Genomic DNA, 13790 nt, shown 5'->3' on the forward strand with positions numbered 1-13790 from the left:
TGCTGAGCCAAGGCGAAGCTGCGCAAAGGTCCGCAGGACCTTCAGCGATCCTCAGATGCAGCACCTGCTTCGCGGTCGTTCGCAGCCTGCGGCAGCGGCTACAGGTGCCAGTCCTGCGGCAGTTTTCGGGCAAAAAAAAGCGCCCCATGCGGGACGCTAAAAATTCATCTCTTTCCAAAGGAGCATCAAAAAAACGCTTCAAGAGATGAATGTGCTCGGTAGGCCATCGCCGTTAAATATCTTCCTCGGCCGTAGCGGATGCGCCAGCGTCGCGAGGGGAAGTGCCGGTGCCAGCCGCGGCTGTTTGCTGACTGGCGTTGCCGTGAATCTGTTCCTGGCTGGCGAGGAAGGTGTCGCGGACCTGCTGTGGGCGTTCGCTGCCATCAGATGCCCAGACGGCGGAGCCGGTAGTGGCCAGAAGGCCGATCAACAATAGTCGGGTGGGACCCATGGTGTTTCTCCTGACAAGCTCGCCGGCCGGGGGAATCACGGCGGATTCGAGTGTGTTCAGGAGTATATGGAGGCCAACCTAACGAGAAGGTGAGGCCGATATTACAGTTCTGAAAGCCATGCGTCTGTGAAGAAGTTTTAACACCGGGCAGGCCGCAACCTGCCCGGCCAGACGCTTTAGAGCAGGGCCAGCGGGTACTCGACGATCAGTCGGAATTCTTCCAGGTCGGACTCGAACTGACTGGAGCGGATGGTCGCCTGGCGGATGCGCAGGGACAGGTCCTTGAGCGTGCCGCCCTGGAACACGTACTTGGCTTCGATGTCCCGCTCCCAGCGACGCTGATCGGTCAGCGGATCACCCGCCGCGTCGCGGCGCATGTACACCGAGTTGGCGTGGCTGTAGTCGGCGTCGCTGCCGCGCGCGTAGCGGGTCATGAACGACAGACCGGGAATGCCGAAGGTCTGCATGTCGAGGTCGTAGCGGACCATCCACGAACGCTCCTTGGGCGAGTTGAAGTCGCTGTACTGGATCGAGTTGTCGAGAAAGATCGAGTCCGACTGGCGCAGGTAGTCGAAGTCGTCGTTACCGTTGTTGCGCTGGTGCGACAGGGCCAGTGTGTGGGCGCCGTAGGTGGCGCCGACCTTGGCGCTCCAGATGTTGTTGTCGAACTCGCCCAGCAGTTTCTTGCCCTCGTCCACAGCCTTGTAATAGTTGAAGCCGCTGAACAGGGTCAGGTCGTCGGACACCGGGTAGTTCATCGCCGTGCCGAAGTAGTACTGATCCCAGGCGTCTTTCAGGCGGCTGCTGTAGAGGCTGAAACTCAGGTTGGGGTTGAACTTGTAGTCGCCACCGAAGTAGCCGACCCAGGGCGAGTCGACCTTGCCGGCGTAGAAGGTGGCGAAGCCGTCGCGCATGCCGCTGCTGTCGGGCTGGCTCATGGCGTGCAGGCGCCCGCCCTGCAGGTTGAGACCGTCGAGGCTGGTGTTTTCCAGGGTCACCCCGCGAAAGCTTTCCGGCAGCAGGCGCGAGTCGCCGTAGTGCACCACCGGGGTCTTGGGGAACACGTCGCCGACTTTCAGCACGGTGTCCAGGGCCCGCAGTTTCACTGCGCCGCCGGCCTTGCCATAGCCGTCGGCGGGCTCGTTGTCGTGGTTCACCGGCAGCATGCCGAAGGAGCCACGGCCGCCGCTGCGCCCGCTGCCGGAGTCGAGCTTGAGGCCGTACATGGCAAAGGCGTCGATGCCGAATCCGACCGTGCCCTGGGTGAAGCCGGACTCGAACTTGCCGATCAGGCCCTGGGCCCAGGCTTCGGAGTAACCGTTGCCGGTGGGGCTGGACTGGCCCTTGCGATCATCGCGGTTGAAGTAGTAGTTGCGCAGCAACAGGTCGAGGCGGCTGCCTTCGACAAAGCCTTCGGGTCGTTCCTCGGCGGTTACCGCCGCCACGGGACACAGCCCCAGTACCGCGGCAAGCACGGACAGGGACAGAGGGGGATTGATTCGCATGGGGTCGCTCCTGAGTGTTGGCAGCTATCAACTTTTATATCGCCAGAGGCGTTCTTATTGGGCGGACTGACCGGCGCAGAAGCGCCCTGAAAGTCGCTGTCGATAGTTGCAAACAGTCGATAACGGCGAGGTGACCCGGTGATTACAATTGTGCAAGAAAGGACGCTGGTAACGCTCGGCCAAAGCCTCTGAAACCCCCATGAACAGGGGCGATGGCAATGGGGGGGAAGTTGCCTGAAGGGGCATTACAGATAAGTAATGTGCCCGCGATCATTCTGACAGGGTCGGTTCCTTATCCTCGCTGGAGTCAACTGGACGAGGAAACTGTCATGAAGCTTTTCAACTTGAGTATCGCCGCGTTGCTGCTGTCCATTTCTGCCCTGGCCCTGGCCGAGGGCGGTGGTGATCGCACCTTTACCCGCGCCATGCTGGAGAACCAGAAGGCCATGGAGCGCTATGCCGCGAGCCAGGGCAAACCGGCACCGGTGGTGCAGAGCTACCGCTATGGCATGGCGCTGGATATCGCCAGGGTGGTCAATGTGACGCCTGCGGCCAAGTCCTGCGAGGTGGTGCCCTCGCGCATGACGTATGAAGACTCCGCCGGTCAGCTCAAGACCATCGAATATCAGGTGGTGGGTCAGTGCCGCAACAACGGCAGCTGACTCTGGTGTCGTGCCCTCAGGCGTCGCCTGGTTCGGGGTGCAGGGCAACGATCATGTCGACTTCCACCGAGGCGTTTTTCGGCAGCTGATAGACCCCCAGCGAAGTGCGTGTGTGCACGCCGGCCTCGGCAAACACCGAATACAGGATCTCTGAGGCGCCATCCGCCACTTCGCTCTGCTGGGTGAAGTCCGCCGCGCTCTGCACATAGACGTTGATTCGCAGAATGCGCTTGATCCGCTGCAGGTCGCCGAGCATCTGTTCCAGGATCGCCAGGGCTCGCAGGGTACAAATCTGTGCCCCGTGCCGGGCCTGCTCCAGGGACGTCTCGGCGCCCACCCGGCCGACCACCATCACCGTGTTGTCGATGCGCGGGATCTGCCCGCTGACATAGACCTCATCACCGTTACGCACCGCCGGCACATAGTTGCCGCCAATGCGCATTTCGCCTTCGAAACTGTGGCCGATCCGGGCTGCCGCCTGCTGGAAAAGTGCCTTGCGTGTTGCGTCCATAGTCCAACTCCGTCGATCGCCGTGGAATTTCCAGAAGCCGACTATACGCGCTCCAGCGCGGCGATGAATCTTCGGCGAAAGCCCCGTATCGACGGGCTTTGCCTGCCGTTGAAATTTTTTGGCCGGACAAGTCGCAGTTGCTATTAAGAAAATTCTTTCAGGGCCGATGTTAGGCCCAAAGCAGCCCATTTTTTCAGTCCCCCGTCCCCGGTGCATCCTCATGTTCAATAAACGCTTGAAGCAAGAGTTGTCGGCGCTTCGTGAAGAACTCTCGAGCCTTCAGCAAGTGAAGGAAAGTCTTGAAAGCGAGATGCTCGTGATCAATTTGAGCGCCGATGGACGGATTCAATCGGTCAACCACAACTTCGCCCAGGAAATGCTCTACAAGGGAGGCGATCTGGTGGGCCGTGCCCTGGAGGACATCGTCCCAGAACACGTCAAGCACGACGAGTTCCATCAGCGCTTCAAGGCGACCCTGGCCCGGGGCGAGCATTTTGCCGGGGCGGTGCGCTTGCTGCGGGGCAACGGTGAGGAGGCCTGGCTGCGCGCCATTTCCCAGCCGATTCGCGACTCAGAGGGCCGGATCAAGTACTTCGCGATCTTTTCCAGCGACCTGACCCGCACCATCGAGGCCTCCCGCGAGCACGAGAACCTGATCGGCGCGCTGATGCGTTCCACTGCGCTGATCGAGTTCGATCTCAATGGCCATGTGCTGACCGCCAATGACCGTTTCCTGGCCGGGATGGGTTACAGCCTGGCGCAGATCAAGGGCAAGCATCACCGCATGTTCTGTGAGCCGGAGGAGTACAACAGCGCGGCCTACCAGGCGTTCTGGAGACGGCTGAATGCCGGGGAATTCATCGCTGAACGCTTCAAGCGGATCGATGCCCATGGCCGGGTGGTCTGGCTGGAGGCCTCCTACAACCCGGTGCTGGACGCCAACAACAAGCTCTACAAGGTGGTGAAGTTCGCCACGGTGATCACCGATCAGGTGAATCAGGAAATGGCCGTGGCCGAAGCGGCCAACATTGCCTACAGCACCTCGTTGCAGACCGACAACAGCGCCCAGCGCGGCACCACGGTGGTCACCGAGGCGGTGAACGTCATGCGTGATCTGGCCAAACACATGCAGGAGGCCGGCGAGGGTATCGGCGCTCTGAACGAGCAATCCCTGGTGATTGGCAGCATCGTCAAGACCATCAGCGGAATTGCCGAGCAGACCAACCTGCTGGCGCTCAATGCGGCGATCGAGGCAGCCCGTGCCGGTGAGCAGGGACGGGGTTTTGCCGTGGTCGCCGATGAGGTCCGGCAACTGGCCTCGCGTACCAGCAAGGCCACCGAAGAAATCGTCGGCGTGGTCCGGCAGAACCAGGACATGGCCCGTGAAGCCGTGGAGTTGATGGCCGAAGGCAAGCTTCAGGCCGAGCAGGGCCTGGCCCTGGCCGCAGAAGCCGGCACGGTGATCGTCGAGATCCAGGACGGCGCACAGAAAGTGGTGAGCGCGGTGGGTCAGTTCGCCAATCAACTGTCGACCTGAGTCATGGGGCCCCGGTGACGGGGCACCGCTCATCCTCTGGGCACGGCGTTCGCCGGCTCCGGTGGCCTTGAGGAAATTTCCGAAGAGGTCTTAAGAATATTCTGAAACGCTGCGCATGGCTTGGAGAAAGGTCACGCAGCGCCGATGGCAAGAGGGTCGCTGTATCCACTCTTAGTCTGTCGGTGTATCCATGTTCAACAAACGTTTGAAGCAACAGCTTGCCACCTTGAGCGACGAGCTGAATGCTCTGCAGCAATTCAAGGCCTGTCTGGAAACCCAGGTGCTCAGCATCGAACTGGACGGCGAGGGGGTGATCCGTCGGGTCAACCAGAACTTCACACGCACCCTGGGCCTTGATGGCCAACAGCTCTGTGGGCAGCCCCTGGAGCAGATTGTGTCGCGCCACACCCAGGCGACGCAGTTGTATCGCACTTTCCAGGCGGCCCTGGGGCGCAACGAAGGCTACATCGGCCAGTTGCGCCTGCAGCGGGGCGACGGCCGCGACGCCTGGTTGCATACCTGCGTGCAGCTGATCCATGACAGCGCCGGACGCCTGGACCACTACTCGCTGATCTGCAGCGACCAGACGGCGTCGGTGGAAAGCGCCTGCGAGCATGAAAACCTGATGGCGGCGTTGCTGCGTTCCACTGCGGTGATCGAGTTCGATCTGCAAGGCCGGGTGCTGACCGCCAACCCGCGTTTTCTGGCCTGCATGGGTTACCGCCTCGATGAAGTCCAGGGCCAGAACCACCGTCTGTTTTGCGAACCCCAGGAATATGAGGGGCCGTCGTACCAGGAGTTCTGGGCGCGCCTGAACGCTGGCGAGTATGTCGCCGACCGCTTCAAGCGTATCGACAGCCAGGGGCGTGTCGTGTGGCTCGACGCCTCTTACAACCCGGTGCTGGATGCCAATGGCCAGCTGTACAAAGTGGTGAAGTTCGCCACCGTGATCACCGAGCAGGTGAACCAGGAACGCTCGGTGGCCGAGGCTGCCGACATCGCCTACAGCATCTCCCGCCAAACCGATACCAGCGCCCAGCGCGGCTCGGCGGTGGTCACTCAAACCCTGGACGTGATGCGTGACCTGGCCAAGTGCATGCAAGACGCCGGTGACGGTATTGAAGCCCTGAACGAGCAGTCCCTGGTGATTGGCAGCATCGTCAAGACCATCAGCGGGATTGCCGAGCAGACCAACCTGCTGGCCCTCAATGCGGCGATCGAGGCCGCTCGGGCCGGTGAACAGGGGCGCGGTTTCGCCGTGGTCGCCGACGAGGTCCGACAACTGGCCTCGCGTACCAGCAACGCCACCGACGAAATCGTCGGTGTGGTCCGGCACAACCAGGACATGGCCCGCTCGGCGGTGGAACTGATGGCCGAAGGTCGCCAGCAAGCCGAGCAGGGCCTGACCCTAGCGGCGGAGGCCGGCGCGGTGATTGTCGAGATCCAGGACGGTGCGCAGAAAGTGGTGGGCGCGGTGGGGCAGTTCGCCAGTCAGCTGTCCAGCTGAGTGTCACGCTGAGGGTTCAAGTTTCGCGTCCGCCTGGCCCAGCGGACGCGGAGGGTTTCAGTGTTGCAACGGCCCATGGCATTCGTAATGCAAACGGTCGAACCACTGCCCGTGCAGCAGGAAGCTGCGGCGTGAATGGCCGTAGCAGGAGAACCCTGATGCCTCCAGTACCCGCACCGAGCCGAGGTTCTCCGGGCGGGCGTTGGCTTCGATGCGGCTCAGTTGCAATTCCCCGAAGGCCCGTTGCCGGACTTGCTCCACCGCCGCCTTGGCGATGCCGCGGCCGTTGAAGCGGGCGCCCACTCGATAGCCCAGTTCGGCGCAATTGAAGTAGGCGCGCTGCACCCGGTGCAGGTTGATGCGTCCCACCAGCTGTGAGTTTTCACGGATCAGGAATTGATAGCCGCGATCCGCTTCGGCGTCCTGTCGAGCCTGGGCGATGGCTTCGGCGACGCCTTCGACACAGTAGTACGCGGCGGGTCGGGCGTTGATCGAGGTCTCGAAAAAAGCGCGGTTCTCTTGTTCAAAAGCTAGCAGTTCATGCACGTCGTCAGGCTGCGGGGCGGTGATGTACAGGTGCGTCATGGTCCGGTGGCCTCAATCCGTTGAAGGCGCTTTCATCTCACGTTCTGCAGGTCGGCTTCAAGTCTCCAGGTGCGGTTTGATCAGTTCGGCAAACCATTCGATGAACACATTGAGACGGCGCGAGCGATGGCGGCGGTCGGGGTACAGTGCGCTGATTTCCATGGGCGCCACCGGCAGGTCATGAAGCACCTGCACCAGTTCGCCGCGCTCCAGTAGATGCTGCACATCGAAGCGCGGCACCTGGATCAGCCCCAGGCCCTGGCGACAGCAGGCAATGTAGTTCTCGACGTTGTTGACGATCACCCGACTGGGCAGGCCCAGCAGGTGCTCGCGACCTTCCTGCAGGTATTCCCAGGGCAGCTCTCGACCCGTGTCCGGGCAGGCGTAGCCCACCATCCACTGGCCGTTCTGCAGGTCCTGATGGCTGTGAGGCTCGCCATGTTCGGCGAGGTAGGCGGGGCTGGCGCAGTTGATCAGCGCCAGGCGTCCCAGGGGACGGGCGATCAGGCTGCTGTCCGCCAGGCTGCCGACGCGGATCGCGCAGTCGATGCCTTCCTGGACCAGGTCGATGCTGCGATCGCAGGCCCCCAGCGCCAGTTGCAGGCCGGGGTATTGCGCCAGCCATTGGGGCAGGGCGGGCACGATCAGGCGCCGGGCGATGCGGCTGGGTACGTCGATGTTCAAACGTCCACTGACATCCACCTGGCGATGCTGGAACAGTTGGCTGAGTTCGGATGCATCCGCCAGCAGACGCCGGGCTCGCTCCAGAAGGATGGCGCCGTCGGCGGTCAATTGCACATGCCGGGTCGTGCGGTGCAGCAGTCGCGTGCCGAGGCCGGTTTCCAGTTGCTGCACGGCGGAGGAGACGGTGGCCCGTGGCAGTTCCAGGACATGGGCGGCCTTGATGAAGCTGCCCATGTCGGCCACCTGGATGAACACGCGGTATTGTTCAAGCTTATCCATCGTATGAACGATCCTGGTCCGGGGGACGCCGAGCGGCAATGGATCGCGGCATCGTCCGAGGCGATCGATGCAGCGGCTCGGCAGGCCAATTTACCCCTTGGGCGCCAGGATTACTTGGTGGTGTAGCCGCCGTTGATCAGTAAGGTCTGACCGGTGATCCACCAACCCTCGGTCACCAGGTGACGAATGAAGGGCACCACATCCTCGATATCAGTGAGTCCGGTCTTGCTCGAAGGCGACAGGGCCGCAGCGCTCTTGTGGTAGGCCACCGCGTCGTCCCCTTCGGCAGGGTAGAAGAACGGTGTATCCATGGGGCCTGGCCCGACAGCGGTGACCGAGATGCCGCGGGCGCCGAACTCCTTGGCGGCGGCCCGGGTGAAGTGTTCCACCGGGGCCTTGGAACCGCCATAGGCGGCATAGAACGGGGTGAAGGCTCCCAGCAGCGACGTCACCAGGGTCACCAGCTTGCCGTTGTCCTCCAGGTGTTTGCCGGCTTCCTTGATAAAGAAGAACGCGCTCTTGGCATTGACCGCAAACATCTGGTCGTACTCGTCTTCGCTGATGTCGACTATGGGTTTTTTCAGCACCTTGCCCACGGTGTTGATGGCGATGTCGATCTTGCCGAAACGCGCCTTGACCTCGCTGAACAGACGCTCCACGGCACTGGCGCTGGTGAGGTCGGCCTGCCAGGCGTGGGCCTCGACCCCCAGGTCCTTGAGCGCCGCCAGGGTACGCTCGGCGTCGGCCTGGCTGGCGCTGCTGTTATAGTGCACGGCCACGGCTTTGGCCCCGTGACTGGCAAGATCACGGGCAATCAGGCCGCCGAGGTTTTTCACCCCTCCGGCAATCAGCACGACTTTGTTGTTCAGGGAATGATCGGCCATGGTGCGGCTCCTTCGACGATTGGTGAAGGCTGAGTCTAGTCTTTGGAAGGGCGCGGATAAGCCGTCGGCGGCTGGACGGATTATCCAGAAAATCCATCCAATGCCGCGGTCTGCCCGAGGGCTGGATAGGGCTACAATCGGATTTTTTTCAGGAGCCTGCCATGCCTGCATTTCGTCGTTCGGTCCCTCTGGAAAAGGCCTACCGCCTGCTCAATCACGGTCCTACGGTGCTGGTCAGCGCGGCCCATGGCGGCCAGCGCAATATCATGGCCGCGGCCTGGGCGATGCCCCTGGATTTCGAGCCGCCGAAAGTTGCCGTGGTGCTCGACAAGTCCACCTGGACCCGGCAACTGCTGGAGGCTTCGGGCACCTTCGTCCTCAACGTGCCCTGCGCCGCTCAAGTGGACATTGTGCAGAGCCTGGGCAACAGCTCCGGACTGGAGCTGCACCACGCCGGGCGCGACAAGTTTTGCGCCTATGGTTTGTCGACCTTTGCCGGCCAGGCCCTTGAGGCTCCGCTGCTGGAAGGTTGCGTGGCCTGGCTGGAATGCCGGCTGTTGCCCGAGCCCCACAATCACCAGCAGTACGACCTGTTCCTCGGTGAGGTGATTGCGGCCCAGGCCGATGCCCGAGTGTTCAGCGAAGGGCGTTGGCACTTCGAGGGTCAGGACTCGCTGCGCACCCTGCACCATGTAGCGGGTGGGCATTTCCTGACCATTGGCGACGCCGTTGATGGTCGTCAGTTGCCCCAGGCCGGTGGGGTTTGAGTCAACGTCTGCTGGGCGTGATCCAGCACCTGCAAGTCCAGCGCTCTGCCGCCGACCGGGTCTTGGCTACCAGCTCACCTGGCCCAGGGCGTCGGCGAAGGCGTTGAGTTTCGGCGAGCATTGGCGTGAGGGCGGGTAGACCAGGGACAGTTCCCGGCAGCGCCCGTCATGGGCCTGGAGAATCGGCACCAGATGGCCTGCGTCGATGGCATCGCGCACGGCGAACTCCATCAACTGGGCGATGCCGAAGCCGCCCAGCACCGCGTCCACCAGGGCATCGCCGATGTCGAAGATCAGCCGCCCCTGCACCGCCAGGTCCAGAGGCTTGCCCTGGTCCATGAACTGCCAGTCCACCAGGCGGCCGCTGCGCAGGTTGCGCACGGTGAGGCAGTTGTGCTGCTGCAAGTCCGCCAGTTGCCGGGGCGTGCCATGGCGCTGCAGATAAGCCGGCGCCGCCACCGTTACCCAGCGCAGGGGCGCCAGGGGGCGGGCGATCAGGCGCTGGTCGTTGATCACCCCGGTACGCAGCACCGCGTCGAAGCCTTCGTCGATGATGTCCACCACCCGATCGGTCATGACCGCCTCGATGCTCAATTCGCGATAGCGGGTGGTCAGCTCGCCAATGACCGGCATCACCACCTTGCGCCCGAACAGTGAAGGGGTGCTGATCTTCAGCGCTCCGGTGGGAGAGTCCCGGCGGTCCAGCAGCAAGTGCTCGGTATGGGCCAGTTCTGCCAGCAGCGGTCCTGCCCGGTCCACCAGAACCTGGCCGTCCGGGGTCAGGCTGACACTGCGGGTATTGCGTTGCAGCAGGCGCACGCCCAGTTGCTGTTCCAAGCGGGAAATGGCCCGGGACAAGCCGGATTGGGTCAGCCCCAGGTCGCCGGCGGCCCGGGTGAAACTGCGGGTCTCGGCCACCCGGACCAGCAGGCGAAGGGCGTTCAGATCCATGATTAAAGTCATTACTGAAAGAGGAAGTGGCGTATTTATCATTTAAACGGCATCGATGACACTGGGCGCCGCCTATTTCAGACAAGGATTTTCGCAATGTCCGCGACCCCGTTAGCCAAGCCGTCGGGCTGGATGCTGTTACTGCTGGCCACCGCGCAGTTGATCATCGCCCTGGACGCCACCATCGTCTTTGTTGCCCTGCCGGACATTGGCCAGCGTCTGGGGTTCTCCGCCCAGCAATTGCAGTGGGTGGTCAGCGCCTACAGTGTGGCCTTTGGCGGCTTCCTGCTGCTGGGCGGGCGTGCGGCGGACCTGTTGGGCAAGCGGCGTTTCTACATCATTGGCCAGTCCCTGTACGCCCTGGCGTCCCTGGCCGGCGGCCTGGGCGGCAGCGCCCTGTTGCTGGTGCTGGCCCGGGCCGTGCAGGGCGTGGGCGGGGCGATGCTGTTCCCGGCCACCCTGGCCCTGATCAACACCTGGTACGCCGAAGGCCCGGCCCGTAACCGCGCCTTTGCGGTGTGGAGCGCGGCCTCGGCGGCGGGGCTGGCCCTGGGGGCCTTGCTGGGCGGGGTGTTGACCCAGTACTGGGGCTGGGAAGCGGTGTTCCTGGTCAACGTGCCCCTGGCCGGTGCCTGCGCACTGATGGCCCGACGCTGGATTCCCGCCGACCCGGCGCGCCCGCGTGGCCGTCAGTTCGATCTGCGCGGTGCCCTGACCGTGACCCTGGGGGGCACCTTGCTGGTGTTTTCCATTGTTCAGGGGCCGGAGTGGGGCTGGACCGCGCCGGCGACCCTGGCTTGCCTGATGCTGTCCCTGGCGTTGCTCTGGCTGTTTGTCCGACTCGAACAGCGCAGCCCGGACCCGCTGATGCCGTTGCGTTTGCTGGGTTATCCACAACTGCGCATGGCCATGGTGATTACTGCATTGTTCATGAGCAGCTTCGGCGTGCAGTACTACTTTCTCAGCCTGTATTTCCAACAGGTCTACCAGTTCAGCGTGTTGCAGAGCGGCTTGGCGTTCCTGCCTTCGACCCTGCTGTGCACAGCCGGGATCTGGGTGGCGGAACGGGCGCTGCTGCGCATCGGCTTGCGGGCGACCCTGGTCAGCGGCTTGCTGCTCGGGGCGCTGGGCATCGGCATGATGTACCTGGCCTTGCCCGGCAGCAGCGGTTTTGTCGGCCTGTTGCCGGGAATCGTGGTCATGAGCATCGGCCAGGGTATGACCTGGACCTCGATGTGGGTCTCGGCCGGGCAGGGTATCGCAGCGTCCGAGCAAGGGGTGGCAGCGGGGGTGGCCTCCACCAGTCAGCAAATCGGCGGGGCCCTGGGGCTGGCGCTGCTGGTGTCCCTGGCCAATACCTTGAGCCCTGAGGGCAATCAGGCTCATGGCATTGAAATGGCCACTGCGGCCAGCGCCCTGCTGGCCTTGCTCGGGGCCCTGCTGGCGCTGCGCTTGCCCCGGGTCTCACCGGCATTGCCGGCCTGTTCCGTGGCCCAGGGCTGAGGCGCGTTCAGTGGGGCTGGGGCAAGTGGCGGCGCACGGCCCACAGTACCCCGGCCAGCAACAGCAGGGCCGCCGAGCTTTGCAGCAGGCTCGGCAGGTGTTGCAGGCAGATAAAACCGTACAGCAGGGCAAACAGGGTCTCGAACACGATCAACTGGCCGCTGAGCGTCAGCGGCAAGCGCCGGGTCGAGGCGTTCCACATGCGATTGCCGAACCAGGAACCCAGCACGGCACTGGACAGGCTCAGGCCCCAGAACAGCATCCAGCGTTGCTCGCTGGCCTCGACCTGGGTGCCCGGCAGGGAGAAAGCCTCCGCCAGCAGCCAGATCAGAGCGCTCATCAGCCCAGTGGTGATGCCCCACAGGGTCGACCACTGGCTGCTGTTGAAACGGCTGCCCTTGAGGTAGCGGGCGTTGTCGGTGGCGAACCAGGTCCAGCACAGCAGGGCGCCAAAGGCGCAGAGCAGACCCAGGGCGCGCTGGCCCAGCTCGGGTGAATCGCCAGGCGCGGTCAGCAGGGTGTCTAGGTTGATGCAGCAGATGCCGGCGAACACCAGCAGCAGGGGCCAGCGCAGGCGGCGCAAGGGCACGGCGTCGGCGTCGCCGCGTCCGGCCAGGGTAATGGTCAGTGGCAGCAGGCCGACGATCAGCGCGGTGCTGGCTACCCCGGCCCACTGGATGGCGCTGGCCAGGAGCATGAAATAGATCAGGTTGCCGGTCAGCGCCAGCTTCACCAGCAACCCGGCATCGCTCCAGGTCAGGCGTTGCAGCAGCTCCCGGGCCTGGGGCGCAGCCAGGAGCAGGGAGAATGCACCATACAGGGTGAAGCGGGCACAGCTGAGCATCAGCGGACTGAACTCCGGCAACAGGCTGGGCACCACAATGGCCAGGCCCCAGACCGCACCGGCCAGGGCGGCGTAAGCAACTCCGCGTTTCATGCACACACTCGCAGCGATTCAGCAAAGCGCGCAGCCTAGTCATTGCTGACCGAGTGGACAAAGGATATATAGGCACCTACCTATTCTTCTGGGGAATGCCTGATGAGCCGTTTTGCCCGTCATTTGCCACCATTGGAAACCCTGGTGACCTTCGAGGCGGTGGGGCGCAACGCCAGTTTCACCCGCGCCGCCACCGAGCTGTGCCTGACCCAGAGCGCAGTGAGCAAGCAGATCCGTGCCCTGGAGCTGTCGCTCAAGACTGAGCTGTTCGAGCGTCAGGCCCGGGGGGTGAAACTCACCGCCAGCGGTGCCTCGCTGTTCGCCGAGGTCAGCACTCAGTTGGAGGCGTTACTGCGCAGCGTCAGTCGCCTGCGGGCCGGGCGCGATGCCAACACCGTCACCGTGCAATGCACCCATGCAGTGGCGCAGTTCTGGCTGTTTCCGCGCTTGCTGGCGTTCAACAAACAGCACCCGGACATCACCGTGAGCATCCACGCCAACAACGACATGGACGAGTCCAGCGTGGCCGAACACGACTTCGCCATTCTCTACGGCGCCGGGCATTGGTCGTCCCTGACCGCTACGCCGTTGTTCGCCGAGATGGTCTATCCCATCGCCAGCCGGCGCCTGGAGTTGCCGGCTATTGACGCGCTGGCGCAACTGGCCGAGCTGCCCTTGATCCAGCTGGATGCCTCGGCCTGGAACTGCATCGACTGGCGCGACTGGTTCCGGCATTTCGGCCTGGACTACAGCGCGCCGCCAGGGGCCATGGGTTTCAATCAATTGACGCTGATGTTCAGCGCCGTGCAGCAGGGTATGGGGGTGGGCCTGGGCTGGGATTTCATGGCCAGCGAGTTGGTGGCGCAAGGCGAGTTGCAGCGCGTCGGCCAGTGGGCGTTTCGCACCGGGCAGGCAGATTTTCTGGTGCATGTGCGGCACAAGCGCCTGTCTGCCAGCGGCCAGTTGTTTCGCGACTGGCTGGTGGCGCAGGCGAGTGAATGAGCGCCCGGGGCGGTGTGCCAGCCCC

14 protein-coding genes are annotated in these 13790 nt (G+C 63.4%); 6 read left to right on the forward strand and 8 right to left on the reverse strand.

Going from position 1 to position 13790, the window contains the following annotated elements:
* Nucleotides 1–232: 232 nt before the first annotated feature.
* Together J5M73_RS17880 and J5M73_RS17885 are read right to left on the reverse strand one after the other, a co-directional pair.
* The gene (locus tag J5M73_RS17880; RefSeq protein ID WP_102880967.1) at nucleotides 233–451 is read right to left on the reverse strand and encodes a hypothetical protein; all 219 of its coding nucleotides are present in this window, start codon (nucleotides 449–451) and stop codon (nucleotides 233–235) included.
* A gap of 176 nt (nucleotides 452–627) precedes the next feature.
* Nucleotides 628–1956 (reverse strand): OprD family porin, encoded by a 1329-nt coding sequence (locus tag J5M73_RS17885; protein ID WP_102860206.1) that lies wholly within the window; start codon nucleotides 1954–1956, stop codon nucleotides 628–630.
* A 329-nt stretch (nucleotides 1957–2285) separates the two neighbouring features.
* Here J5M73_RS17885 and J5M73_RS17890 point away from each other — a divergent pair, with 329 nt between their 5' ends.
* Nucleotides 2286–2618: a DUF2790 domain-containing protein gene (locus tag J5M73_RS17890; protein WP_102860207.1), complete on the forward strand. Its 333-nt coding sequence runs from the start codon at nucleotides 2286–2288 to the stop codon at nucleotides 2616–2618.
* A 16-nt stretch (nucleotides 2619–2634) separates the two neighbouring features.
* Here the strand turns inward: J5M73_RS17890 and J5M73_RS17895 are convergent, their stop codons facing one another.
* Complete coding sequence (locus tag J5M73_RS17895; RefSeq protein ID WP_102860208.1) at nucleotides 2635–3129, reverse strand: RidA family protein; 495 nt, start codon at nucleotides 3127–3129, stop codon at nucleotides 2635–2637.
* A gap of 220 nt (nucleotides 3130–3349) precedes the next feature.
* Between J5M73_RS17895 and J5M73_RS32085 the strand changes: the two genes are divergently transcribed.
* Nucleotides 3350–4666 (forward strand): PAS domain-containing methyl-accepting chemotaxis protein, encoded by a 1317-nt coding sequence (locus J5M73_RS32085; protein ID WP_102860209.1) that lies wholly within the window; start codon nucleotides 3350–3352, stop codon nucleotides 4664–4666.
* A 190-nt stretch (nucleotides 4667–4856) separates the two neighbouring features.
* Entirely contained in the window at nucleotides 4857–6173 is a 1317-nt protein-coding gene (locus J5M73_RS32090) for a PAS domain-containing methyl-accepting chemotaxis protein (RefSeq protein WP_102860210.1), read from the forward strand.
* A 57-nt stretch (nucleotides 6174–6230) separates the two neighbouring features.
* Here the strand turns inward: J5M73_RS32090 and J5M73_RS17910 are convergent, their stop codons facing one another.
* From J5M73_RS17910 to J5M73_RS17920, 3 genes are all read right to left on the reverse strand, one after another.
* Nucleotides 6231–6758 carry a GNAT family N-acetyltransferase gene (locus J5M73_RS17910; RefSeq protein ID WP_102860211.1) on the reverse strand — a complete coding sequence of 176 codons (528 nt, stop codon included), beginning with the start codon at nucleotides 6756–6758 and terminating at the stop codon, nucleotides 6231–6233.
* 57 nt (nucleotides 6759–6815) lie between these two features.
* Entirely contained in the window at nucleotides 6816–7721 is a 906-nt protein-coding gene (locus J5M73_RS17915) for a LysR family transcriptional regulator (RefSeq protein ID WP_102860212.1), read from the reverse strand.
* A gap of 110 nt (nucleotides 7722–7831) precedes the next feature.
* Nucleotides 7832–8605 carry an SDR family oxidoreductase gene (locus tag J5M73_RS17920; RefSeq protein WP_102860213.1) on the reverse strand — a complete coding sequence of 258 codons (774 nt, stop codon included), beginning with the start codon at nucleotides 8603–8605 and terminating at the stop codon, nucleotides 7832–7834.
* 161 nt (nucleotides 8606–8766) lie between these two features.
* On the opposite strand from J5M73_RS17920, the gene J5M73_RS17925 reads away from it, so the two are divergent.
* Nucleotides 8767–9372 carry a flavin reductase family protein gene (locus tag J5M73_RS17925; RefSeq protein WP_102860214.1) on the forward strand — a complete coding sequence of 202 codons (606 nt, stop codon included), beginning with the start codon at nucleotides 8767–8769 and terminating at the stop codon, nucleotides 9370–9372.
* Between the two features lie 66 nt (nucleotides 9373–9438).
* Here J5M73_RS17925 and J5M73_RS17930 read toward each other — a convergent pair whose 3' ends face one another.
* Nucleotides 9439–10323 carry a LysR family transcriptional regulator gene (locus J5M73_RS17930; protein ID WP_102860215.1) on the reverse strand — a complete coding sequence of 295 codons (885 nt, stop codon included), beginning with the start codon at nucleotides 10321–10323 and terminating at the stop codon, nucleotides 9439–9441.
* Between the two features lie 96 nt (nucleotides 10324–10419).
* On the opposite strand from J5M73_RS17930, the gene J5M73_RS17935 reads away from it, so the two are divergent.
* On the forward strand, nucleotides 10420–11826 hold the full coding sequence (locus J5M73_RS17935; RefSeq protein ID WP_102860216.1) for an MFS transporter: 1407 nt from the start codon (nucleotides 10420–10422) through the stop codon (nucleotides 11824–11826).
* A gap of 7 nt (nucleotides 11827–11833) precedes the next feature.
* Here the strand turns inward: J5M73_RS17935 and J5M73_RS17940 are convergent, their stop codons facing one another.
* Complete coding sequence (locus J5M73_RS17940; RefSeq protein WP_102860217.1) at nucleotides 11834–12763, reverse strand: DMT family transporter; 930 nt, start codon at nucleotides 12761–12763, stop codon at nucleotides 11834–11836.
* A gap of 102 nt (nucleotides 12764–12865) precedes the next feature.
* Here J5M73_RS17940 and J5M73_RS17945 point away from each other — a divergent pair, with 102 nt between their 5' ends.
* Nucleotides 12866–13765 carry a LysR substrate-binding domain-containing protein gene (locus J5M73_RS17945; protein ID WP_102860218.1) on the forward strand — a complete coding sequence of 300 codons (900 nt, stop codon included), beginning with the start codon at nucleotides 12866–12868 and terminating at the stop codon, nucleotides 13763–13765.
* Nucleotides 13766–13790: the final 25 nt, after the last annotated feature.

The sequence above is a fragment of the Pseudomonas sp. 50_B genome (genome assembly GCF_017491625.1).
GTDB lineage: Bacteria > Pseudomonadota > Gammaproteobacteria > Pseudomonadales > Pseudomonadaceae > Aquipseudomonas > Aquipseudomonas danubii.